This is a genomic window from Lysobacter rhizosphaerae (assembly GCF_054779795.1).
Genome location: NZ_BAAGXO010000012.1, coordinates 1 through 23386, shown reverse-complemented (window position 1 = coordinate 23386; position 23386 = coordinate 1). Strand labels below are relative to the sequence as shown.

27 protein-coding genes are annotated in these 23386 nt (G+C 63.9%); 7 read left to right on the top strand and 20 right to left on the bottom strand.

The features are described 5' to 3' along the window. The first annotated feature begins 40 nt into the window (after window positions 1-40). The 3 genes from ACYVGE_RS16275 (at window position 41) to ACYVGE_RS16265 (ending at window position 4024) form a co-directional block, all read left to right on the top strand. A complete protein-coding gene (locus tag ACYVGE_RS16275) occupies window positions 41-820 on the top strand; it encodes an RNA methyltransferase (RefSeq protein WP_460731122.1) in 780 nt (259 codons plus the stop codon). A gap of 96 nt (window positions 821-916) precedes the next feature. Beyond that, window positions 917-1849 (top strand): phosphate/phosphite/phosphonate ABC transporter substrate-binding protein, encoded by a 933-nt coding sequence (locus ACYVGE_RS16270; protein ID WP_460731121.1) that lies wholly within the window; start codon window positions 917-919, stop codon window positions 1847-1849. 42 nt (window positions 1850-1891) lie between these two features. Then, the gene (locus tag ACYVGE_RS16265) at window positions 1892-4024 is read left to right on the top strand and encodes a putative bifunctional diguanylate cyclase/phosphodiesterase (protein WP_460731119.1); all 2133 of its coding nucleotides are present in this window, start codon (window positions 1892-1894) and stop codon (window positions 4022-4024) included. Between the two features lie 33 nt (window positions 4025-4057). Here the strand turns inward: ACYVGE_RS16265 and ACYVGE_RS16260 are convergent, their stop codons facing one another. After that, the gene (locus tag ACYVGE_RS16260; protein WP_460731118.1) at window positions 4058-4696 is read right to left on the bottom strand and encodes an exopolysaccharide biosynthesis protein; all 639 of its coding nucleotides are present in this window, start codon (window positions 4694-4696) and stop codon (window positions 4058-4060) included. Continuing rightward, the gene (locus ACYVGE_RS16255) at window positions 4680-6008 is read right to left on the bottom strand and encodes a hemolysin family protein (RefSeq protein ID WP_460731117.1); all 1329 of its coding nucleotides are present in this window, start codon (window positions 6006-6008) and stop codon (window positions 4680-4682) included. The genes ACYVGE_RS16260 and ACYVGE_RS16255 overlap by 17 nt, the downstream gene beginning before the upstream one ends. A gap of 330 nt (window positions 6009-6338) precedes the next feature. Between ACYVGE_RS16255 and ACYVGE_RS16250 the strand changes: the two genes are divergently transcribed. Beyond that, complete coding sequence (locus tag ACYVGE_RS16250) at window positions 6339-6965, top strand: DUF47 domain-containing protein (protein WP_310053513.1); 627 nt, start codon at window positions 6339-6341, stop codon at window positions 6963-6965. Window positions 6966-6992: 27 nt separating this feature from the next. Further along, window positions 6993-8120 carry an inorganic phosphate transporter gene (locus ACYVGE_RS16245; protein WP_460731116.1) on the top strand — a complete coding sequence of 376 codons (1128 nt, stop codon included), beginning with the start codon at window positions 6993-6995 and terminating at the stop codon, window positions 8118-8120. 96 nt (window positions 8121-8216) lie between these two features. Here ACYVGE_RS16245 and ACYVGE_RS16240 read toward each other — a convergent pair whose 3' ends face one another. Then, window positions 8217-8627 carry a hypothetical protein gene (locus tag ACYVGE_RS16240; RefSeq protein ID WP_460731115.1) on the bottom strand — a complete coding sequence of 137 codons (411 nt, stop codon included), beginning with the start codon at window positions 8625-8627 and terminating at the stop codon, window positions 8217-8219. 75 nt (window positions 8628-8702) lie between these two features. On the opposite strand from ACYVGE_RS16240, the gene ACYVGE_RS16235 reads away from it, so the two are divergent. Together ACYVGE_RS16235 and ACYVGE_RS16230 are read left to right on the top strand one after the other, a co-directional pair. Continuing rightward, the gene (locus ACYVGE_RS16235; protein ID WP_460731114.1) at window positions 8703-9122 is read left to right on the top strand and encodes an MGMT family protein; all 420 of its coding nucleotides are present in this window, start codon (window positions 8703-8705) and stop codon (window positions 9120-9122) included. A 90-nt stretch (window positions 9123-9212) separates the two neighbouring features. Beyond that, a complete protein-coding gene (locus ACYVGE_RS16230) occupies window positions 9213-9872 on the top strand; it encodes a rhomboid family intramembrane serine protease (protein WP_460731113.1) in 660 nt (219 codons plus the stop codon). Between the two features lie 75 nt (window positions 9873-9947). Here the strand turns inward: ACYVGE_RS16230 and ACYVGE_RS16225 are convergent, their stop codons facing one another. The 17 genes from ACYVGE_RS16225 to ACYVGE_RS16145 all read right to left on the bottom strand — a co-directional run bounded on the left by ACYVGE_RS16225 (window position 9948) and on the right by ACYVGE_RS16145 (window position 23227). Further along, a complete protein-coding gene (locus ACYVGE_RS16225; protein WP_460731112.1) occupies window positions 9948-11993 on the bottom strand; it encodes a M13 family metallopeptidase in 2046 nt (681 codons plus the stop codon). A 186-nt stretch (window positions 11994-12179) separates the two neighbouring features. Continuing rightward, complete coding sequence (locus tag ACYVGE_RS16220) at window positions 12180-14387, bottom strand: M13 family metallopeptidase (RefSeq protein ID WP_460731111.1); 2208 nt, start codon at window positions 14385-14387, stop codon at window positions 12180-12182. 77 nt (window positions 14388-14464) lie between these two features. Further along, on the bottom strand, window positions 14465-15532 hold the full coding sequence (locus tag ACYVGE_RS16215; protein WP_460731110.1) for a GNAT family N-acetyltransferase: 1068 nt from the start codon (window positions 15530-15532) through the stop codon (window positions 14465-14467). 71 nt (window positions 15533-15603) lie between these two features. Then, window positions 15604-15957 (bottom strand): DUF3147 family protein, encoded by a 354-nt coding sequence (locus tag ACYVGE_RS16210; RefSeq protein ID WP_310053505.1) that lies wholly within the window; start codon window positions 15955-15957, stop codon window positions 15604-15606. Window positions 15958-16038: 81 nt separating this feature from the next. After that, window positions 16039-16350 (bottom strand): hypothetical protein, encoded by a 312-nt coding sequence (locus tag ACYVGE_RS16205; protein ID WP_460731109.1) that lies wholly within the window; start codon window positions 16348-16350, stop codon window positions 16039-16041. 52 nt (window positions 16351-16402) lie between these two features. Further along, window positions 16403-16813: a hypothetical protein gene (locus ACYVGE_RS16200; RefSeq protein ID WP_460731108.1), complete on the bottom strand. Its 411-nt coding sequence runs from the start codon at window positions 16811-16813 to the stop codon at window positions 16403-16405. A 433-nt stretch (window positions 16814-17246) separates the two neighbouring features. Beyond that, entirely contained in the window at window positions 17247-17711 is a 465-nt protein-coding gene (locus tag ACYVGE_RS16195; RefSeq protein WP_460731107.1) for a nuclear transport factor 2 family protein, read from the bottom strand. Window positions 17712-17789: 78 nt separating this feature from the next. After that, window positions 17790-18092, bottom strand: coding sequence for a hypothetical protein (locus tag ACYVGE_RS16190; protein WP_460731106.1), 303 nt, complete (start codon window positions 18090-18092; stop codon window positions 17790-17792). 69 nt (window positions 18093-18161) lie between these two features. Next, the gene (locus tag ACYVGE_RS16185) at window positions 18162-18539 is read right to left on the bottom strand and encodes a VOC family protein (protein WP_457098123.1); all 378 of its coding nucleotides are present in this window, start codon (window positions 18537-18539) and stop codon (window positions 18162-18164) included. A gap of 74 nt (window positions 18540-18613) precedes the next feature. Next, window positions 18614-19003, bottom strand: coding sequence for a VOC family protein (locus tag ACYVGE_RS16180; RefSeq protein WP_460731105.1), 390 nt, complete (start codon window positions 19001-19003; stop codon window positions 18614-18616). 68 nt (window positions 19004-19071) lie between these two features. Next, window positions 19072-19458 (bottom strand): VOC family protein, encoded by a 387-nt coding sequence (locus tag ACYVGE_RS16175; RefSeq protein WP_460731104.1) that lies wholly within the window; start codon window positions 19456-19458, stop codon window positions 19072-19074. A gap of 87 nt (window positions 19459-19545) precedes the next feature. Continuing rightward, window positions 19546-20100: an alpha/beta hydrolase gene (locus ACYVGE_RS16170; RefSeq protein ID WP_460731103.1), complete on the bottom strand. Its 555-nt coding sequence runs from the start codon at window positions 20098-20100 to the stop codon at window positions 19546-19548. Window positions 20101-20291: 191 nt separating this feature from the next. Then, window positions 20292-20714, bottom strand: coding sequence for a cupin domain-containing protein (locus ACYVGE_RS16165; protein WP_460731102.1), 423 nt, complete (start codon window positions 20712-20714; stop codon window positions 20292-20294). Window positions 20715-20813: 99 nt separating this feature from the next. Next, complete coding sequence (locus tag ACYVGE_RS16160) at window positions 20814-21374, bottom strand: dihydrofolate reductase family protein (RefSeq protein ID WP_460731101.1); 561 nt, start codon at window positions 21372-21374, stop codon at window positions 20814-20816. 177 nt (window positions 21375-21551) lie between these two features. Continuing rightward, window positions 21552-21803, bottom strand: a complete 252-nt coding sequence (locus tag ACYVGE_RS16155) for a YdeI/OmpD-associated family protein (RefSeq protein ID WP_460731100.1) — start codon at window positions 21801-21803, stop codon at window positions 21552-21554. 89 nt (window positions 21804-21892) lie between these two features. Then, window positions 21893-22420, bottom strand: coding sequence for a hypothetical protein (locus tag ACYVGE_RS16150; protein WP_460731099.1), 528 nt, complete (start codon window positions 22418-22420; stop codon window positions 21893-21895). Between the two features lie 174 nt (window positions 22421-22594). Next, window positions 22595-23227, bottom strand: a complete 633-nt coding sequence (locus ACYVGE_RS16145; protein ID WP_460731098.1) for a hydrolase — start codon at window positions 23225-23227, stop codon at window positions 22595-22597. Window positions 23228-23386 lie beyond the last annotated feature (159 nt).

Genomic DNA, 23386 nt, shown 5'->3' with positions numbered 1-23386 from the left:
CGGTTCGATGACCGGGGCGCGGAGTTTACCATTGCCACGCATGAGCACCGCCCCCGCTACCGAAACCACCGCCTTCGCCGAGCGCATCCGCGTCGTGCTCGTGGGCACCCAACACCCCGGCAATATCGGTTCTGCCGCCCGGGCCATGAAGACCATGGGCCTGTCGCGGCTGGTGCTGGTGGCGCCCGAACGCGCCCCGGACGCCGATTCCTACGCGCTCGCGGCCGGTGCCGACGACGTCCTGGCCGCGGCCGCCATCCACGGGACGCTGGCCGAGGCCATCGCCGACTGCCGCCTCGTGCTGGGCTGCACCGCGCGCAGCCGCCGCATTGCCCTGGAGGAGCTGGAGCCGCGCGCGGCCGGCGCCAGGGCGATCGGGGAAGCGGCGGCAGGGGGTGAGATCGCTCTCGTGTTCGGCCGCGAACGCACGGGCCTGAGCAACGACGAATACGAGCTGTGCCATGCGGCCGTGCACATCCCGGCCAATCCGGAATACAGCTCGCTCAACCTCGCCATGGCGGTGCAGGTACTGAGCTACGAGGTCCGCCTGGCCGCACTGGCGACGGTGCCGGTGGCGCCAGGCTCCGAAGAGCAGGAGCAGCCGGCTTCGCACGCGGAAATGGAAGGCTTCTTCGCCCAGCTCGCCGAAACCCTGGACGCCATCGACTTCCACAAGGGGCGGGCACCGGAATCGGCGATGCGCAAGCTGCGACGGCTGTTCCTGCGCGCGCAGCCGGATACGCGCGAAGTGCGGATCCTCCGCGGCGTGCTGGCGGACGCACAGCGGATGGCCAGGCTGGCCGGCGCGCGCGACTCCTAGCCCAGGGCGAAGCAGGCTGCCGGAGCCGCGGACAGATTCCCCACGCCCGGTTTTTTGCTTTAGTCTGCGGCGTCGTCTCGCTTGCCGGTCCACTGCTTGAGCGCTTGCCTGTCCGCCCACCTGCGACGTATCGCCGCCCTGGCCCTGGCTTTCGCCCTGCTGCTGCCGTTGCCGGCGTTGGCCGGCGATCCCGGCGTGCTGGTGCTCGGCCGGATCAGCGACGACCCCAAGGCCCACTACGAACAACTGAAGTCGCTGCTCGACTACGTGGTGCCGCGCATGAACGATGTCGGCATCCGCGAGGGTCGCATCCTGATGGCCAAGGATGCGCAGCAGATGGCCAGCTACCTGCGCCGCGGCCGGGTCGACTGGGTCACCGAAACCGCCGGCACCGGCATGATGCTGCGACAGCGCGCGGGTGCGAAGGCGCTGCTGCTGACCGAGCGCGATGGCACCAGTCATTACCACACCGTGTTCTTCGCCCGGGCGGACAGCGACGTGAAGTCGCTGGACGACCTGCACGGCCACAGCGTCGCCTTCCAGCGGCCGAGTTCGACCAGCGCCTATTTCCTGCCGGCGACCGAGTTGCTGCACCGCGGCGACTCGCTGGAGCTGTTGCTGTCGCCTACCGACAAGCTCAATTCGAGCGTCGTCGGCTATGTCTTCGCCCGGTCCGAACTCAACATCGCCACCTGGGTGCACAAGCGCCTCGTGGACGTGGGCGTGATGAGCAACGTCGACTGGGAAAATCCGCGCCGCGTGCCCGCCGCATTCCGCCAGGACCTGCGCGTGATCGCCGAGACCGGCGACGTGCCGCGCGCACTCGAACTGGTGCGGAGCGACATGGATCCCAAGGTCGAGGCGCGCCTGCGCAAGGTGCTGCGCGATGCCGCTACGGACCCGGAAGCCCGCGATGCCCTGCAGGGGTTCTTCCAGACGACCCGTTTCCTGCCGGTGGATGCCGAGTCGCAGCGCGCGCTCGACAACCTCGCCGATGGCGTCTCCCGCGTGCGCAGCGAAGTGGAATAAGGCGCAATCGATGATGCAGGCGATCGACGGGGCGTTTCGCGGATGAATCTTCGCTACGGGCTGCAAGCCCGATTCCTCGCACTCATGGCGTTGGCCCTGCTGGTGGTGCTGTCGCTGATGGCCTTGCTGTGGGGCCGGCAGACGCGCATGCAGGGCGAAGTCGAAGCCGTCACCCGCGACGGCATGGAGCGCATTGCCAGCGCCAGCCTGCGCCGCCAGGGCGAGGGCATGGTCACGCAGCTGTCAGAGTCGCTGGCCAATCCGCTCTATTACTTCGACCTCGATGCGATCGGCGTGCTCAGCCGCGCCACGCTCAACCAGCCGGGCATCCGCTACGTGCTGGTGTACGACGATGACGGCAACATCCTCCATGACGGCAGCGAGGAAATTCCGAGCTACGGCAAGCGCATGGACGATGCGATGGCGCCGCAGGCGGTCGCCGCGCCGCAACTGCTGACGCAGTTTGGCGAGGACCTGATGGATGTCGCCTCACCGATCATGATCGGGAACCAGCGCATCGGCGGCGTGCGCGTCGGCTTCGACCTGCGTGGCCTGCGCAACGACCAGGATGCCGCCGTTGGCGAACTGCGGGCGCGGCTGAACGAACTCGGGCACCGCCAGTTGCTATGGGTGGTGGTGCTGAGCGCGGGCCTGCTGGGGCTGGGCGTGCTCATGCTGTGGCTGATCCAGAGGTTCCTGGTGCGTCCGATCCGCCAGCTGGCCGATGCCGCGCATTCGATCGAGCTGGGCCACTTCGAAGCCGCCCGCACGCCGGTCAGCAACCGCAACGATGAAGTGGGCGACCTGCTGCGTGCCTTCAGCCGCATGAATACCTCGGTCGCGCGCCATGATCGCGAAATCCGGCGCATGGCCTACACCGATGCGCTGACCAGCCTGGCCAACCGGCTCGCCTTCCGCGAGACCCTGGACGAGCGCCTGCTGCGGATGCAGGGCGCCGGCCGCCAGCTGGCGCTGCTGTTTGCCGACATCGACGACTTCAAGCGCGTCAACGACACCCTCGGCCACGATGCCGGCGACGAGGTGTTGCTGCAGTTCGCACAGCGGATCCGCGACAGCGTCACGCGCTATGGCGGCGAAGGGGCGGCGCTCGCGCGCTTCGGCGGCGATGAATTCGTGATCCTGGTCGAGCCCGACGCGCACAGCGGGCAGGACGCGCGCGACGTGGCCAGCCGCCTGGCGGAGGCGCTGGTGAGCGAACTGGGGCAGCCGATCACCGTGCACGATCGCCAGGTGTTCCTGGGCACGTCGATCGGCATCACCTTGTTCCCGCAGGACGCGTCGGGCGCCAACGCGCTGATGAAGAACGGCGACATCGCGATGTACCAGGCGAAGGTGGCCGGCAAGAACTGCTACCGCTTCTACAGCCGTGCGATGGACCAGGCGGTGGAGCGCCGCGTGCACCTGGAACACGAACTGCGCGGGGCGTGGGACCGTGGCGAACTGAGCCTGGTCTACCAGCCGGTCTATCGTGTTGCCGACAATGAACTGGTGGGCGCCGAAGCGCTGCTGCGATGGCAGCATCCCGAGCACGGCATGATTGCGCCGTCGGTGTTCATCGAAGTGGCGGAGCAGAGCGGGCTGATCGAGACGCTGGGTCCGCAGGTGCTGCGCGCCGCGTGCCAGGATGCCGTGCACTGGGGCACGCTGCGCGGCGATCGCGAACCGTTGTTCGTTTCGGTCAACCTGTCCCCGCGCCAGCTGCGCAGCGGCGACCTGCCGCAGCTCGTGGCCAAGGTGCTGCGCGAAACCGGACTCGATCCCGCGCATCTGCACCTCGAACTCACCGAAACCGCCGTACTCGGCGATGAATCGCTCGCGAGCGCGATGCTGTCGCAGCTGCGCGACACCGGCGTGCAGGTGTGGCTGGACGACTTCGGTACCGGCTTCTCGGGGCTGAGCCACCTGCGCCGGGTGCCCATCGATGGGGTCAAGATCGACCGTAGTTTCATCGCGGACATCCTCCGCGATCCCGACGACCTCGCCTTGACCACGGCGATCATCGCGATGGCGCACTCGTTAGGCATCATCGTCGTCGCCGAGGGCGTGGAACGCGAAGGGCAATACGAACTGCTGCGCGACCGCGACTGCGACCTGGCGCAGGGGTACCTGCTGGGCCATCCGATGAGGATGGCGGAGTTCCAGAAGCTCCTCTAGCGAGGCCTGCGCCCCGGCCGCACGCGGCGGGGCTCAGAACGCCATGTCGAACCAGTGCTTGGCCGCCGATGCCAGGCTTCCCGACAGCACGCCGAACACGGCGATTGCCGACACGCTCGCGGTCCAGGCGACGGCCAGCAGGCGGCCGTCGCGTTCCAGCAGTCCCAGCGCGAACAGCAGCAACAGCAACGCGAACACCACGTTGGTGAACGGAATGGGCAACGAGAGCAGCAGGCCCAGGACGATCAGGTTGAGCCCGGTGAAGGCGCTCGCCACGGGATGGTCCAGCAGCAGGTGCGCGCGCGGCTTCACCACGCGCTCCAGCCGCGCCAGCCATGGATCGAGCTTGTCGCGGAACCTGACCATGGCGAGGCGGTGCGGGCCGCGACGGCCGATGAAGGCAGGCAACCAGGGTTCGTTGCGCCCGAACAGCAATTGCACGCCAACCAGCATCACCAGTGGCCCGCTGATCACGCCGGCGACGCCGGGAATGAAGGCCGTGGGGATCGAGAGGAACAGCACCATGCCGAACGCGCGCTCCTCCAGGTCGGCGAGCACTTCATCGAGATGGATGGTTTCCGCCGGATCGCCCTCGGCGAAGTGAGCGAGCAATGCACGGGCCCCGGGTTCCTGCGGACCTGCAGGGCGACGGTGCTCAGCCGGCGGCGTCATCGTTGTCGTCGTCCTCGTCGCGGGTTTCGCGTTGGAGCAGCAGCTTGTCGATGCGCGGTCCATCGAGGTCGACGACCTCGATACGCCATCCGCGCCAGCCGAAATACTCGCCGACGTGCGGGATGCGGCCGAAATGCGCGATGACCATGCCGGCCGCCGTGTGGAAGTCGTGTTCGTCCTCGCCCGGCAAGCGGCCCCCGCCGACCAGTTCGCGCAGTTCCTCCAGCGGCAACGCGCCATCGATGAAGTACGAGCCGTCCTCGCGTTCGACCACCGGAGGTTCGTGCGCGTCGTCCTCGGGCGACAGGCCCTCGTAGATGCGTCCCATCACGGCGCCCATCAGGTCGTTGACGGTTACCAGGCCGCTGACGTCGCCGTACTCGTCCACCACCAGCGCGAACGACTGCTGTTCCTCGCGGAAGATGTCCAGCAGCTTCAGCGCATGCGTGGATTCGGACACGAACAAGGCCTCGCGCAGTTCGCCGAACAGATCGGGGTCGGTTTCGCCGAAACGGTCGAGCAGCGTCTTCACCTCGAGCACGCCGAGTACGTCGTTGTCGCTGTCGCGGTAAACCGGATAGCGGGAATACGCGTGTTCCCGCATCGCGGCAAGGTTCTCTTCCCGGCTCGCGCCCGCGTCCAGCCAGACGATGCGCATGCGCGGCGTCATCAGGCTTTCCGCGGTGCGGTCGCCGAGACTGAGCACGCGGTTCATCATCTTGCGCTCGTCGGCATCGATCACGCCCTGCTCGTGGCTCTCGCTCACCAGCATGCGGATCTCCTCTTCCGTCACGCGCTCGTCGTTGCCCGTGCCCAGGCCGATCAGGCGCATGAATGAGCGCGTGCACCACGCGAGCAGCATCACGAAGGGCTTGGCGGCCTTGGCGAAGAATTCCATCGGGTAGGCCACGGCCGCGGCGATCTGCTCCGGGCGCAGCGTGCCGATGCGCTTGGGCACCAGTTCGCCGACCAGGCCGAACAGGAACAGCATCAGCAGGAAGCCGGCGACGAAGCCGATCTTGCCGGCGTAGGGCGCCAGCAGCGGCACGTTGCGCAACGGCGCGGCGAGCTCATCGCCCATGGATTCGCCGCCGAAATATCCGGTCAGCAGGCTGAGCAGGGTGATCCACAGCTGCACCGCGGAGAGGAAGCTCTCGGGGTGCTCGGACAGTTCCAGCGCTTTCGCCGCCCGGCGGCTGCCCTGCGCCATCTGCTTGAGGCGGCTCTTCCGGGATGTCATCACGGCCATCTCCGACATCGCGAAGAAGGCGTTGAACAGGATCAGGGCCAGTACGATCAGGAAATGCAGCATCCGGGCCGGTCCTTGATGGCGGTGTCCGCGGACACGGAATCAATGCGGCGGCAGGGCCAGGTCGCGAAAGGGCTGGCCGTTGCAGGGGGGTGCGATGCTGGGTCGTCGTCCACGGGGATGGCGGGAAAGGGGGGCGGAGGGATGTTAACAGGCGCCCGTCGCGCCCCGGCGAATGCGCCATGCCGGCCCGGGCGGCGGCATGTCCGCATGCAGTCGGAGCGCAATCGGCGCCCGGACATGGCCCAAGCTGTCGCCGAACCGTCATAATCGCGCCCGCCGCAGCTCCCGCCGCACCCAACCAGTTCCGCCGACCGATTGACGAGGCTCCTCATGTTCTCCCTGCAAACCATTTTTGGCCAAGGCATGCAGTTCTATACGCTGCTCGAGGCGGCGGCGAACGCGGCGCACGACAGCACCAAGGCCCTGCACGGGATGCTCAAGGACACCCAGCGGTCCCCGTCGCTGGACGCGTTCAAGCTGGCCCGCCAGCGTGAGCGCGAGGCCTCGGAAAAGATCAGCCAGGAGCTGGTGAACAGCTTCATCACCCCGATCGAGCGCGAGGACATCGAGGCGCTCAGTTCGGCGCTCTACAAGATTCCCAAGCAGGTCGAGAAGTTCGCGGACCGTTATTCGCTGGCGGTCACCCACCTGGAAGGGATCGATTTCGCCCCGCGCGCGGCGATGCTGGAGCAGGCGGCGTCCGTGGTGGTCGAGATGGTCCACGAACTGCGCCACATGAAGATCGAGAAGATGAAGGCGCTCAACGACCGCCTGCGCTCGATCGAGATCGAGGCGGACCGCCTGATGCTCGAGCTGTACCGCGACATCTACTCCGGCAAGCTCGACCACCTGCAGATGTTCCTGCTCAAGGAATTCTTCGAGATCCTCGAAAAAGCCATCGACCGTTGCCGCGAAGCCGGCGTGGTCTCCTACGAAATCGTGCTGAAGAACTCGTAAGCAGCGGCATACGAAGGAGATGCCGTCATGCTGACCCTAGTTCTGGTCGTGGTGCTCGTGGCGCTGGTGTTCGAATACATCAACGGCTTCCACGACACCGCCAACTCCATCGCCACCGTCGTGGCAACCAAGGTGCTCTCGCCGATGCAGGCGGTGGGCCTCGCTGCCGGCATGAACCTGTTCGGCGCGCTGTGGGGCACCGCGGTCGCGAAGACGGTGGCCTCGGGCATCATCGATTCCGGCGTGGTCGATGTCACCTCGCAGCTGATCCTGTGCGCGCTGCTCGGCGGCATCATCTGGAACCTGATCACGTGGGCCCTGGGCCTGCCATCGTCGTCCTCGCATGCGCTGATCGGAGGCCTGTGCGGCGCGGCGCTCGCGGCCGCCTCGAACAACTTCCACGCGATCATCTGGGCGCAGGCCAAGGAGCCGGTGTGGAAGAGCGCCGGCGTGTTGTGGAAGGTGGTGGTACCCATGGTCACCTCGCCGGTGCTGGGTTTCGTCACTGGCTTCCTGGTGATGGGAGTCATCTTCGCGGTCATTTCCGGCATGGCCGCCAGCGGCGGCGTGCTGCGGCGGATGGCGCGGCCACGCTGGGTCAACGGTTTCTTCGGCAAGGCGCAGATCCTCAGCGCCGGTGCCATGGGCTTCGCGCACGGCTCCAACGATGCGCAGAAGACCATGGGCATCATCGCGCTGACGCTGGTCGCCGCGCAGGCGGATGGCTCGCTCGCCAACCTGCCGGGGTGGCTGTCGTTCCTGCATCCCTCGCAGGGTGCCATCGACAACAACGACATCGATACCTGGATCAAGGTCGCCTGTGCGCTGGTGATGGCGTCCGGCACCGCGGCCGGCGGCTGGCGCATCATCAAGACGCTGGGCCACAAGCTGGTGAAGCTGCATCCGATCCACGGCTTCGCGGCGGAAACCAGTGCGGCCTCGGTGATCCTGCTCGCCTCGTCGCTGGGCATCCCGGTGTCGACGACCCACAACATTTCCGCGGCGATCATGGGCGTGGGCACGGCCAAGCGCTTCAATTCGATCAAGTGGACCGTGGTCGAGAAGATGATCTGGGCGTGGATCCTCACCATTCCGGCCGCAGGCGCCTTCGCCTACGCATTCTTCAAGTTGTTCAAGGCAATGGGCTGGGCATGACCCGTCCTGCAGATGCAGAAAGGCCCGCGGATGCGGGCCTTTTCTTTGGAGCGGGATTTCCTGGTGGGAATTCCTGGTGGGAGCCGCGCCGGGATGTCAGAGCAAGTCGCCGCCGGCTGACATCATGCGTTCCATGCGGTCGCCGAGGCCGCCGATCTCCAGCACCAGGCGATCGACTTCCGCGCCATCCAGGCCTTCGTACGGACGGTTCTCGACCAGTTGCAGGTAGGGCACGCCGTCCAGGTTGCCGATGGCGAGGTAACCGACAACGCTCTGCCAGTTGAAGCCCAGCGCGCGCTTGGGGTCCATGCCGGTAGTAGGGGCGATCGCGGTGCTGACGCGCAGGTAGGGACGGCCATCGTCGTCGTCGAGTTCGGACAGGAAGATCGACTGGTGCCGCGTACCCTTCTCGAGAGACAGCTCGATGCAGATCACGTCCTCGCCATGTGCGCTGGCGTTGTAGCCCGCGGTCTGGATATGGCGGCGGAGGGATTCGAAGTTGCGCACGGGAAAGCTCCTTGCAATGGATCCAGACGGACGAGCCGGACTGATGTCGATGGCGTCGGCGGCTATGCTACCGCGATGGGCACGCACGCGACCAAGCCGGATTCAAGCCAGGATGCCGCAAAGCGGATCCTCGACGCGGTCCGCGCGATCCCGAAGGGCCAGGTCGCGGGTTACGGCGAAGTGGCCCGCCGTGCCGGCCTGCCCGGGCGTGCGCGGCTGGTTGCGCGCCTGCTCAGCCAGAACGAGGACCGCCGGCTGCCATGGCATCGGGTACTGCGCTCGGACGGTCGCATCGCGTTCCCGGAAGGTTCGGAAGGCTGGCATGAACAGACCGCGCGGCTGCGCACCGAGGGAATCCTGGTCGAGAACGGCCGCGTGCGCGGGCTGCGCGCAGCAGTGACGCGGGAAGAAGCCCTCGATGCCGAGGTGTGGGGCGCGCCGCCGGTGTCGCGCAAGGCCGCGAAGGCGATCGGGAAAAGCGGCCGCCGGCGCTGAACCGGTCAATGGCGATTCCGCGAGACTGAGTATCCCCCGCGAGCCGAGGCGCAATGCCGCTACCATGTGGCATCCCCCGAGGTGTTACTGATGTTCTCCCGACTCCCCCCTGTCACCAAGGGCCTGTTGATCGCCAACGGCCTGATGTTCCTGCTGCAGTTCCTGTTCGGCGACGAACAGTTTTCCGCGCTCGCGCTATGGCCGCTCGGCATCGACGGCAACCTGCTCTCGCAGGGTTTCCTGCCGTGGCAGCTGCTTACCTACGCCTTCCTGCATGGCAATTTCATGCACCTGGCCTTCAACATGCTCACGCTGGCGATGTTCGGCTCGCAGGTCGAATACGTCTGGGGCCAACGCCGCTTCCTGACGTTCTACCTGGTGTGCGTGGCCGGTGCCGCGCTGTGCCAGCTCGCCGTGGGCTGGTGGATGCTCTCGCACGGCGGCGAGGCGTATCCGACGCTGGGCGCATCCGGTGGCATCTTCGGCCTGCTGCTTGCGTACGGGCTGCTGTTCCCGAACCAGCGCGTGATGCTGTTGTTCCCGCCCATTCCGATGAAGGCCCGTACGCTCGTCATCCTGTATGCCGTAGCCGAACTGCTGTTTGGCCTGAACGGCTGGCAGCCGGGCGTGGCGCATTTCGCACACCTGGGCGGCATGCTGTTCGGCTGGCTGCTGATCAGTTACTGGAGCGGGAAGCCGCCGTTCCGCCGCAAGCGCCGCAGCGTGGGCAAGTTCAAGGTCGTCCGCTAAGCGCCGACTTCACGAATACCTGCACGCTCGCGGCGTGCGCGCACGTGCGCGCAAGACCGGCGCACCGGGCCGTCATTAGCGCGTGCTGGGCGGACCAGCCATTGCGGTTGGCCAGAGCACGGTGCGCTGGTCGGCCTTGACCTGCATGGCCGTTCCCGCCCGACAGCCGAAGGCCTCGCCGAATCCTTCCAGGTTGGACAGCGGTCCGTTCGTGCGCCACTGACCCGGCGCATAGATGCCGCTGGCCGCGCGTTGCGTGGCCGCTTCCCGGGTCAACTGCTGCGGCCATAGGCGCGCCCAACCGGTGAAGAACGCCTGTCGCGACTCCTTGCTGGCGCCCGGCTGCGCGGCGTTGAATGCGAGCCACGCGAGTTCGACACCTGCCTGGTCGGCGATCGCGACATCCCGCACCTGGTTGCCATTGACCCGGGTGCCGACGACGGGAAGCGAATACGCAGCGTATTGCGCGGCAATGCGGTTACCCAGTGCGCTCCAGGCGCCGGATTCCGCCGGCGTCCACCAGTCGCGCACTTCCGCCCTGGCATCGACGAGGCGGCCCTTGCCGTCCACCGCGTGGCTGAGTTCGCGGCCCACCAGCGCGCCGAATGCGCCGTATTGCGTGGCCATGTCGGCGCCGGTATCCAACACCGGTGGCTGCAGGACGGCGGCCGAAACGATCAGGCGGTTCTGGGCGATGTCGTAGGCGAGGGCGGGTTGCTGCGGCAATACATCCCAGCGGCGGTCCGCGTTGCCGCGCCCGATGCGCTTCATTTCCTCGCGGTGGTGCCACGTCGATGCGATGAGCATGTTGCTGCCGAAGCTGCCGCGACCCATCGGCTGCACGCTGTAGTCCAGGTCCCGTCGCGGTGCGCCGACTTCTATCTTCAGGGCCGCGATCTTGGCCTTGGCTTCGGTCTTCGCCTGCTCGCCCAGCCGGGGATCCGTGGCGATCGCGTCATCGAGCGCCTTGCGCACGTTCGTCGCGATTTCCTCTGCGCGCGTGCGCGTGCCCGCTGACAGATAGCGGGCGACATATTCGTGGCCGAGCATCGGTCCGGCGGCGAGGTTGATGGCGTCGAGCACGGCCTGCTGGCGTGGCGGTGGCGTCATCTCGCCCGCGAGCACGCGGTTGCGGAAATCGAAGCTGGCATCGCGCCAGGGCCTAGCCATGTACGGTGCCATGGCATCGCCCACGCGCCAGCGCAGGTAGGTCTTCCATTGCGCGGGCTTGAGCGAAGCCACGAGCTGGTCGAGTTGCGCGAACAATGCCGGGTTGGCGATCGACACCGAGTCGTCCTTCACGCCCTGCGCCTTCAGGAACTCCGCGAGCTGCAACCTGCGGTAGGTCTTGCGAAGGCTGGCCACGTCCACGGGCGCGTAATTCGCGCGCGGCTCGCGCAGATCGACCAGGGGCTTGCTGGCCTGGGCGATGCGCGTCTCCAGGTCGATCACCTCCTGCGCCTCCGCCGCGGCCTTGTCGGCCGGGGTGCCGGTCAGCACGAGAATCTTCTGCACGTAGCCGTTGTACAGGCCGAGCAGTTTGCGAGTCTCGGCATCGGTGCGGGTGTAATACGCCGGATCGGGCAGGCCCAGCCCGCCCTGGCTGAAGTAGCCGATGTGGCGGCTGAGGTCGTTGAGGTCGACATCGGCCCCGAAGTTGAAGGCGACCGGGATGCCGACCTGGTGCAGCGCCGCGATCGAGGCCGGGATGTCGTTTGCCTTCTTGATGGCGTTGATCCGGCCAAGCAGCGGTGCGATCGGATTGGCACCATCGCTTTCCACGGCGGCTTCATCCAACCCGCTTGCCCAGAAATCGCCGAGCAGTTTCTGCACGTTGCCTTGTGGAGCGGTCATCGCCGCGTTGAGCAGGTCGAGCTGCTGCTGCCGTGCCCGTGCCCCGAGTTGTTCCATGGCCGAGACCGAGGCCGTGCCGGTAGGCAGCGCATTCGATTTCAACCATCCGCTGTTCGCGTAGGCGTAGAAGTTGCTGCAGGCATTCGCGCCGGTGGCGGCAGGCGCCTTGGTGGCCGCTTTCTTCTTCGCGGCGCTGGCGTCGAGCGCCATGCCGCTCGCGATCGCGGAGAGGAGCAGTGCACAGGCAAGCGGTCCGGCGTGACGCATGGCGAGCTCCAGGTCCGGGGTGCGGCCGAGTCTAACAAGGGCACCGCGAAAGCCTTGAACACACGTACTACACACGCCGGATACGCACATCCGCCGCGCAAAAAAGAAGGCCCGGACGACGAGGTGCCGGGCCTTCAGCTCGGCCGCCGGAAAAACCGGCGGCCAATGCTTCACGCGAACATCAGATCACCAGATAACGACCTGCTTGTCGGCTGCGCGCACCATCGGCTGGCCCGGCTTGCACGAGAACGCTGCGGCAAAGGCCGGCAGGTTCGACGGCGCACCGATCGCGCGGAAGGCGGCGGGGGCGTGTTCGTCGGTGGTGATGCGCTTCTGCAGCTCCTCCGGGGTGAAGCTGCGGCGCCACACCGTGCCCCAGTTGAGGAAGAAGCGCTGGTCGCGGGTGAGGCCGTCGGTCTTCGGGTCCGGCGTGCCGGCCGTGGCCTTGATCATCGCGTCGTAGGCCGTAGCAAGGCCGCCGAGGTCGGCGATGTTCTCGCCCAGCGTGTGGCTGCCATCGACATGCAGGCCCGGAGCCGCTTCATAGCTGTTGAACTGGGCGACGAGCTTGTCGGTACGGCCAGAGAAGCCCTTGGCATCGGCCGGAGTCCACCAGTTCTCGAAGTTGCCGGTCGGTCCGAAGCGGCTGCCCTGGTCGTCGTAACCGTGGGTCATCTCGTGGCCGATCACCGCGCCGATGCCACCGTAGTTGATTTCATCGGTAGCCTTGGGATCGAAGAACGGCGGCTGCAGGATCGCGGCCGGGAACACGATCTCGTTCTGCTGCGGGTTGTAGTAGGCATTGATCATCTGCGGCGGCATGCCCCACTCGGTGCGATCCACCGGCTTGCCGATCTTGCCCAGGTCCCACTTGTAGTTGAATTCGTTGAGGGCCAGCACGTTGCCGAAGTAGCTGTCACGCGCGGTGTCCAGGCCGGTCCAGTCGCGCCACTTGTCCGGGTAACCGATCTTCGGCGTGAACGAAGCCCACTTCTCGAGCGCCTTCTTCTTGGTCTCGGCGCTCATCCAGTCGAGCTTTTCGATGCGGGCCTTCAGCGCCTCGCGCATGTTCTGCACCAGCGTTTCCATGCGCGCCTTCGACTCGGCCGGGAAAGCGACCTTGACGTACAGCTGGCCCATGGTCTCGCCGGCCTGGCCTTCGATCATTTCCAGCACGCGCTTGCCGCGCTCCTTCAATTCCTTCTGGCCGCTGAGCTTCTGGTTGTAGAACGCGAAGTTCTCCTGCACGAAGGCATCCGACAGGAACGGCGAAGCGGTATCGACGGTGCGGTAGCGCAGGTAGCTCTGCCAGGTCGCCGGCGACACGTCGTCCAGCATCTTGCTGACTTCGGCATGGAACGCCGGGATCGCCAGCGAGAACATCTTCGGCGCTGCCAGGCCCTGCGAGTCGAAGAACTTGCTCCACGGGAAGTTCGGCGAGACCTTGTCGGCATCGGCGAGGCTGACCGGGTGGTAGAACAACTCGGTATCACGCGACAGTTCGGCGCGCGACTTCGACGCCTTGGCCAGGCGCGTCTCGAACGCCACCACGTCCTTGGCCTGCTTGGCGGCATCGGCGGCGGCGACGCCGGACAGTTCGAGCACCTTGGCAACGTGGCCTTCGTAGGCGTCGAGCTTTTCCTTGTTCTTGGCGTCGGTGTAGTAGGTCGAATCCGGCAGGCCCAGGCCACCTTGGAAGGCGATGGCGATGTTCATCGTCGAATCCTTGAAGTCCGGCGACGACCCGAAGGCGAACAGGACGTTCTCGCCCTTGGCCGCGCTGGTGCGCAGGTACTCGGCGACCTTGTCCTTGCTGTCGAGCGTGGCGATCGCATCAAGGCGCGACTTCAGCGGGGCAATGCCCTGCGCGTTGATCTTTTCCGCGTCCATGCCGGTCGCGTAGATGTCGCCGACGATCTTTTCCACGCCCGTGGCGCTGGTGTTCGCCGCGGCCTGCTCGGCGAGCTGGCGCTGCACGGCCTTGGAGCGCTCGTTCAGCATTTCGAAGGCGCCCCACGAGGTGCGGTCGCCCGGGATGGCGTTCGCAGCGAGCCACTTGCCGTTGACGTAACCGCCGAAGTCGACGCACGCATCCTTGCTGGTGTCGAGATCGCCGACGGCGAAGCGGTTCACCGGCGGCAGCTTGCTCTCGTCGAGCTTGAGCGTGGTATCGGTCTTCGCGGTGGCGTCGGCCTTGGCGGCCTCTTCCTTCTTGGCGCAGCCGGCGAGCGCGGCGGTTACGGCGAGGGGCAGGACCAGCAGTTTGACGCTCGAGGATATGGCTTTCACGGATTCTCCGGCCCGAACAGGGCGTGGCAGGGTTACTGGGGCGCGCGCAGGGCGACAGCGGACTCTATCGCCTTTGCAACCGGGGCTTGGGGTGTCGAAGGTCATGGGGGCGGCCGGTATTGGCGCGAATCCTTCCTTCCCCCGTCCGGGAAGCCTGCCGCCGGGGAGGATTCCCGGAGGCATCAGGGCTGCGTGGCGTTATCGGGGCCTGAACCTGTCGAGTCGGCAAACGGTTGCGGCCCGGGCGTATTGCCGGCCGGCAAGCTGCACGACAGGTGCATGACGCCATTGTCATTTGCCACGCACCGGAAGCCGAGCCTGGCGTACAGGCGCCGGGCCGGATTTTCGACGTAGACCCGCAGCCGTAGCTCCGGCAGGCCCCTGTGCATTGCCAGCCCCTTTGCCTGCTCGATGGCCCAGGCGCCTATCCCTTGACCGGTGAGTGGTGCGAGAACCTGCAGGTCCCTGATTTCCAGCGCGCCCTCGACCTGCAGGAGCCTCAGGATCCCGGCCGGACTGCCATCGGCTGAAATCACCAGGTTCTCGAACTGTGCCCAGCTGGCGAGATGGCGTTGGGGATCCCAGGGAATTCCCCTCGCAGCGAGGTACGAGGCCATGTTGGCGCGAGTGAGCGACTCGCAGAAGCCGAAGTCCGCTTCCAGCGCCGGCCTGAGGGAAAGTTCGGGTCGAGGCCCTTGAGGCGCCATCTGCGATCCTGGGAGCGGCTTCGGCTCGAATGAATTGCCAGGTTGCGACCAACTCCAGCGCACAACCTCTTCTCCGTTGGAATCCGTGATCAATGGGCCAGCCACAAACCCCAGGCGTTCAACGACCTTCGAAGATGCGATGTTGTCCGGCCGGACGCAGGCGAAAACTTCATTGGCAATGCCGGTGGAAAACGCCAGATCAATCAACTTGCGGATGGCAGCAGTTGCAACGCCGCGAGATCTCTCGCTTGCCGCCACGCCACAGTGAATCTCCACGCTGCCCTGATCCGGGGCAGTCTTGAACCCGCAACTGCCGACGATCCTGCGGCGTGGAACTGAAACGATGAAGAACGGCACGCACCAGAATGCAGGGGTTCCGCGCTCGAGTTGGGCGGTGGCGCGGTCGACCGTTCTCGACAGTGGTAGTGCGCCATCGGAAAGTTCGAAGGGACTGACATCAACACTCTGTGACAATGCCAGCCGTCGAAGGTTGGGCAAATCGACCGGATGCAGATCGATGTCTTCTTCAACAAGTTGCTGCATTGGCTTTTCGCAACCTGATGCCTGAGTCGAGCCCAAGCCGGGATGCTTCGCCTTTGATTGGCCGGGCCCGGTCACGGCAGCAACTGAATGCCGAACTGACGGACCACCGCAGCAAACAAGCCAAAGCAAAGCACGGTGATTCCGATACTGGCCAGCAGGGTCAGCCAGAAGCCGAGGCGGGGCAACAGCAGCGGGAACGCGAGGAACATGGGTAACGTGGGAAGCACGTACCAGAACGTGTACCAGGCATGGTTGGAGATTTTGGCTTGTGGCTGCTTCTCGACGTAGAGCCAAATGAGCGCAAGGAATGTGACCAGGGGCAGGGCAGCGATGAACCCTCCCAGCTTGTCGCTGCGCTTTGCCGCCTCCGACACGATGACCACGACGGCAGCGGTAAGCAGGTACTTGGTGATAAGCCAGCCCATGGTGATCTCCCAAACCCGCCAGACGCCTTGATCAAGCCGAGCCGCTAACTTCGGGTTGAATGGTGCCAGCCCGGTCCTGTACTACGGAAGCGTGAACTTGCGCGTAGCGCGCAACGGCCAGATTGATGTGAAACGTGCGCCACCGACCAGACGGAATGCCGCTGAGACGCCGCGCAGGATGCCCAATCTTTCCAGGACCTCCCGCACGCGCCGAAAAGAGTGTCTTGGGTCATTCGTCAGGACAAAAAGGTTGATCTCCTTGGGACTGACGTCATATCCGTCCACCTCGGCAGCTTGACCCAGCGCCTCCTTCAACTCGTTCTCGATCGTCGCAAGGAAGGCTTCGTCTTCCAGCGACTTTCGCCAAAATTTGATTACAAGCTGGTAATCCATCGTAGGCCTGATGCCTGAGCTGGGGCGGGCCGCGAAGCGGCTTCGTTGATTGTCAGGGGGCTGCCAGCAACTGCCGAAGCCCAAAGACGAGCATGCCGTGACCCTGGGAGATGTACAAACCGATCTGCGCCACAAGCGAATACGCCACCGCGATCTGTGCGATTGCGAACACGGCGACGGTGAATTGCGACACGCTGAAAACGCCGATCCCAAACTGCGAAATGCAGATCACACCGCAGCCGAATTGCCCGATCGCAATGACGCCTCGTGCCACCACGGGTGTCCGATTGGGGCGGAACTTGAAGGCGATGTGCAGGAGGGGAAGGCCGGCGATGGCCAGTCCGGATTTGTACTCCCAGCCCCACCCATCCCAGGATTGGCGTGCCGGGTACGGAGCACCGCAGTTCGGGCAGGAGAGGGCCTGCTCTGAAATTTGATGCTTGCATTCGCGACAGGCTTTCATGGAGCGCCCCAGGCGCCTAAGCGCGCGAAGCGGCTCAGGCTTGAATGAATTGTCCGGCCCCGGCCCGCGCGCAAACTAGTCGCCGAAACCCCAGATCAGTGTAACCACAAGAATGACCGCGAAAGTCGCGGACGCAAGCATGCCGATGGCTATGATGACGAGGGTCGTGGACTTTGGCGCGGCGAGGCGACTGAACATGGCTACAAGCAGGCCAGCCGCCGTGGCCCCAAGGGCAAGGGGCAGATACCCGGCCGGCTGCCCGGTAAGGTGGGCGCGGATGTACTGGAGCAATGTGGCGCAGGCAATAAGGACGCTGCCTGCGGCAGCTAGCAGTACGTACCAGCGAGCACGTCTTTCCATGGACCCTGACGCCTGAATTAAGCCGAGCCGCGAAGCGCCTTCGGCTTGAGGGAATTGTCAGACCGCAGCTTACTCACTCACCTGCCGGGATGGACCCGTCGAACAGGCGCCATTTCCAGTCATGGCCTCGTTTTACGAGCACGCCCGAGAACCGATAGGGCACCTTTTTTACAGCGCCGGTGTCCTCGGTGACAGTCATCGTGCCGTCCACGAACGCCCAGGCGGTGTTCCCGTTCGCATCGATGTCAGAGTGCGACAGGTCCCAGGAAAAGCGGTTGTGCTTGAAGAGCTGGGCGAGCCAAGCCCGTATCTCCTTCCTGCCCCGGTAGACTTCGCCGCGATCCGATCCGGCCAGGATGACGTTGTCCGAGTCATCAAAGAGCGCCATGAAGCCTTCGAGATCGGCTCGGTTGGCCGTCTCGTTCCACTTGTCGAGGGCAGCATGTATCTCCTTGGAGCCTGCGGCCTCTTTTGCCGAAGCTGTTGGCAATGCAATGCACGCAACGAACAAGAGGACGATCGATAGCAGTTGCTTCACGAGAGTGTCTCCAATGCGATCTGGCGCCTGGGTGAGCCGGGCCGTGAAGCGGCTTCCGCTTGAATCAGGTTTCAGAGTTCATGCGGCGCGGTGCGTCACGAGACGCCGGACAAGCCAAGTCAGAAGTACCAAGACTGAAGGGCATATCCAGCCAAGGGCTGCAGCAATTACAAGGGTGCCATCCTTGGCATGCGACGGGTCATTCGCAGCAGTTTGTTGTACGGCAAAAGCCCACGCCAGGTTGAGAGCCCAGCCCGCCGCAACAGCAATGCCAGCCGCCTGCAGGCCGTTCAAGCGAGAGCGTGACCGCAGTAGCCAGAACAGCACGACTGGCAGCGCCAGCGCCGTTAGCAAAAGAGCGGTGATTGCAAACTTTTCCATGAGTCCAGACCCCTGAATAAGGCCGAGCCGCGAAGCCGCTCCGGCTTGGATGAATTGTCAGGCCGCAGGTCACTGTCCAGCGGGCGGTTCCCAAAGCTCGACTTTGTTGCCCTCGGGGTCGATGACCCAGCCAAACTTGCCCTGTTCTGATTCTTCCGTGCGGTCCAACACGTTGCAGCCTTCATCCCGGAGCGCGGCGAGAAGGGCGTGCAGATCAGCAACGCGAAAGTTGACCATGAAACTGGCTGCAGGCTCCAGATAGGTCGAGTCACCCTTGAACAGACTCCAGATGGTCATGCCTTTCTCGCTTCCGGGGCCGCCCCATTCGAAAATGGCACCACCCCAGTCCGTCACATCCAATCCAAGGTGAGCTCTGTACCAGGCACCAAGGGCTTTGGGATCATTCGATTTGAAGAAAATTCCACCTATCCCCGTTACGCGCTTCATCTCTTCTCCAGTTGGCCAAGAGGCCCTGCGGTCCTCAAGCCGAACCGTGAAGCGGCTTCGGCTTGAACGAATTGTCAGGCCGCAGATAGCGCACTGACCATGACGTAGTAACCGTCAGGATCGAGCAGCGCGAACTCTCTGGTGCCTGTGTTGGGATTGATATTTGGCTCTTCTTCGAGCGCTGTGACAAGGCTGCGCGCCCGCTCCAGCGACTCGTCGAAGTCATCCACGCGAAAGAACAGAAGCAGGCCGTTTCCAGTCCCTCCACGATCCGGGTCGGCCAGGGTGGGATGCTCGTGCGTGCCCCACTGGTGCAGGCAGAGCAGGACCGTCCCGTCCGTATCGAGGATTTGCCCAAAGTAAGCATGGGCAGGTTTCGAGGCGGGTAGCCCCAGGAGGGACTGGTACCAGGTGAAGGCGCGGGCTACGTCTGTTACGCCGATGATTGTCCACAAGCGCTTCATATCCTGCTCCTGCGGTCCAACGCCTGAGCCAAGTCTAGCCGCGAAGCGGCTTCGGCTTGATCGAATTGTCAGGCGCCACTTTGCACGACCTCGCTCATGAGCGCCAATTGGTTGCCATCTGGATCGGTGAACTCCGCCAGCCAGAGCTCTGAACGCGGCGTGCGATTGACCATGTGCGGCTCGGCTTTGAACGAGACGCCGGCTTCTTTTAGCGAAGAGAAGACGGAATGGATATCCTGGATTTGAAAATAGATAGCTGAGCCTCTCTGCGCTTCTTGCCCTGGTGGCATGACGCCAACCAGGAGCCGGACCCCGCCGCAGTTGAAGAATGCCATTTGCGGAGGCGCTGCAAAGAGAAAAGGAATGCCAAGCGTGTCCCGGTAAAAGGCGACTCCCGCGTTAAAGTCACTTATCGGGATCAGCAATTGGGCAATCTTTGCATCTGCGAGATTCATGTCGATCTCCCTGGTCAGATGTTGTGGCGCATAACGTAACGGCTGAATCAAGCCGAGCCGCGAAGCGGCTTCGGCTCCAATGAATTGTCAGGCAGGATCGTTGCCTCGAATGTCCATGGAAACACGCGTCAGGTCATTGTCGAACTGGTGTCCGCCACTGTCGATCGCGCAAGTTATCGCCTGTGGGAATTGTGCGCCGTAAAGTGCAAGGTGGGCGAACGGGACAATCTCGTCATCACGGCAATGGTAGAAGACGAGCCGGGGAATTGCGGCCAGCTTTTCAGCAACGTCGCGCGGCAACTTGAGGTCGTCGAAGTTCCAATGATCCTCATCCCATGACGGAGCAGCAAGCAAGAACAGGCCCGCAATTTCCTTCTCAACCTTCTCCTCTGACAGGTACCTCAGCAGAATGGATCCGCCCACGGAGTGGGCTACCAGGATCACCTTTCCAGGCGCATTCGACAGGTCCGAGGAGATCCTCTGTTTCCATGACGCTACGTTCGGATCGGACTCCCCGGGCATTTGGGGGAAGCGAACATCGTATTTCGAGCCGAGCGTTCGCTTCAACGAGTCTGCGAGCGGCGCGTCTTCGGAGTGTGCGCCCTTGCCTCCGCCCTGAATAAATAGAACGCAAGTCGTCATGCCTTGCCCCGCCTGGAGGTGCGTTGTAGCGATGCAGTGTCTAGCCGCCCAACGCCTGAATCAAGCCGAGCCGCGAAGCGGCTTTTGAATGAATTGCCAGCCCCGTGCCGCATGACTACCGGCCGCCACTCTCATGAACTTGTGCCAAGCGACGGCTCATTGCCAAGTCGGAGCGGGCGGCAGCAGTGCAGTCAGGATCCTTGCGGAGTCAGGCCATAGCGGGCCATGACACCAACCAGCGCAGCTTTGTCCGGTGAGCCGCCGACATTCACTACTGAAGCAACGTCCTTGAAGTACTGCTCACCTATGTCGGGTGATTGCACGATCAGTGCCCTGGCTGCTGTATCGAATGGGTTCGAGAAAGCATGTACGGTGCCCTTGGGCGTGTGCATTGCGTCACCTGGACCAAGGTCACGCGAAGTTGCGCCAACCGTATAGCGGAGTTTGCCTTCAAGCACGTAGACACACTCTTCGTTTCGGGCATGACTGTGCGGCGGGGGTACGTTCGACCCCGAGGGAACCGTCAGCTCAAAGACACCCAGGCTGTTGGTGGCTGACCCATCGAGGATGTATCGAATGCTCAGCTCTCCAATCCGAACTTCTGGAGTGCTCATTTTCGCAACTCTCCGGTGTGAAGGATGAGTATGTGACTGTGTGCCGTCTAACGCCTGAATTGAGCCGAACCGCGAAGCGGCGTGGGCTTGAGTGAATCGTCAGCCGCGCTCGCGCCGGTAGTGCATGGCGACCGCGCCGCTGCGGAGCGGTTTCGCGGAAACCAAATCGAGCCGTCGCGTGCTGGACAGCCCGCTCTGGTACAGGGTCGGGCCGTGGCCGGCGATCCTAGGGTGCACGAGGAACATGTACTCGTCGATCAGATCCAGCCGATCTAGCTCGGCCGCGAGCTTGCCGCTACCAAGGAGCACACCGGCCGGAGTCGCGTCCTTCAGTTTCTGCACCCCCGTGCGAAGGTCGCCGGCGATGTGGTGGGTATTGGTCCACGGAAAATCCTTTCGCGCCGACGACACCACGTACTTCGGCTTTGTCTCAAGCTTGACCGCCCACTCGCGGATCGCAGGCGGTGCCTCCACGTCGCCTCGGGCGACGGCCGGCCAGTAGTTCTCCATCATCTCGTAGGTAACGCGGCCCCACAGCATCGCCCCACCTTCTTCCATGAGACGGGTGAAGAAGGCGTGTGTCTCGTCGTCGGCGATCCCCTCCCGGTGGTCGACGCAACCGTCCAGGGTGACGTTGATGCTGAAGGTCAAAAGTCCCATGGCTGCGAGTTCCTCGTAGCGGCCAACGCCTGAATTAAGCCGAGCCGCGAAGCGGCTTCGGCTTGAATGAATTGCTAGACCCCGCCCAACGATGGCCGGGCCTCGCCCAAAGGGAGCTCCTCGCCAGGTCTGATGAAAACTGACCCGCCTCTCTCTTTCGACCGTGACGGACAGGCATCAGCGGTGTGGGCATCCGGGCCAACAGCACGGCCTGCGCATGCCTCCTCGCATCTTATCGATACCGACGTCGATGCGACGCTTCCTTGTGGCTTCTCGCTTGGCCGAAGTGACCCAGCAGATCCACTCGTTTCGCGCCAGAGGGGTGATATCGGCCCACAGGCCCACGGCCGCGGCATCGAGTTCGATGGCATTTCGGAAATCTGCGGGCAGCTTATGAATCGTGCCGTCCGCGAGCTTTTGAGCGTTCATAGGTCAATATGCGTCTGTTTGGCCTAACGCCTGAATCAAGCCAAGCCGCGAAGCGGCTTCGGCTTGAATGAATTGTCAGGCGCGAACTTTCATGGCGCCATTGGGTCGGATGCCGAAGCATCGAGGGGCGCATACGTCGAGTATGCGCTTGGCTTTGGCGCGTCTTTGATCATGCTGGAAATGAGACTGTTGAAGTCTTCTGTGTACCAGTGCTTTCGAGACTGCCACCACGCTTGAACTCCTGGGTAGGCCACGATGTCTTGCATCTGCCGCTTCACTGAACTCCAGTGCTGCGGTGGCATGGCACCATCGGCGTAGTGGAAATAGATGCCGTCCCAGTATCGGAATACTCTGAGCAGGTTTGCGCCAAACCGCAGTCGTTCTGCGGGGTTTAGCGACCCAAGATCCTCCAGCCCGTGGAGATAAATGACTCCGAAGTCCGGGCTCTCGCTCATCGTCCGAACGATCTCGATCCACTGCGTGCTGAGCAGGTCAAGTGAAGCCCGCCGATTTGCTCTAGTCTGCTCGCGAACCTGAATTGCCAGGTAAATAAGAGTCGGAATAAGCCCGACTGCTGCTAAGACTTGCCCGATTGCACCGACCGATTCCCAGTTCACAGTAGTTCCCCGTAGTCGCGCCTAACGCTTGAATTAAGCCGAGCCGCGAAGCGGCTTCGGCTTGACGAATTGTTAGGCCCCAACTGTGCCACTGAAAACTGCGATAAGGCAATCTGCTTTTGTTGCCGACGTTCGCCATGCGTCAAGTAATTAGGCGGCTACGCCTCTGCGGGGTCAGCCCTTGAAGTCCTTTTCGGGATTCGATCCGTCGTAGTGCTGGAACACATTCATGAAGCCAGGAACGGTCGCCGCGCGGTTCCAGTCGCGTTGCAGTTCGCAATACAGTTGGGTTTTGCTGATGAGCTTGCCGCCAGCCTGCTCGATCCGACGCAGGGCTGCCTCGTGTGCAACGAGAGAAGTGCCGCCGACGGCATCCACCACCGCATAGACTTCATAGCCTTCCTTGAGTGCGTCGAGTGCCGGAAAGGCAAGGCAGGCTTCAGTCCACAAGGCGGTCATGACGAGCTTCCTGCGGCCGGTGGCCTTGACCGCCTGCCTGAACTCGACATCTTCCCAACTGTTGATTGTGGTGCGGTCATACGTCGGCAGGTGGCCGAGCACTTCCTGCAGTTCGGCGATCGGCGGCTTATTGCGCCCCGTCTGGACATTCACGGTCGAATGGACGATGGGTAGGTTGTAGTTGAGCGCGGCCTTGGCGGTATTGACGATGTTAAAGACCATTTCCTTCTGGTCCATCGAACGGATCGAGGACACCTGGATCGGCTGGTAATCGATGACGATGAGCGCCGAGTTCTCCGGCGTGAGCAAGTGATCCTTGATCGGATCGCGGATCGGTTCACTGGCCATGACGAACTCCTTTGCGGATTCGGCTCGCCACTACACTCCTGCGTTTGCTAGTTCGCCGTGAACAGCAGGGCATGGCGCCTCTTTGGGGCCAACGCCTGAATTAAGCCGAGCCGCGAAGCGGCTTCGGCTTGAATGAATTGTTAGGCGCGCCCGACATGA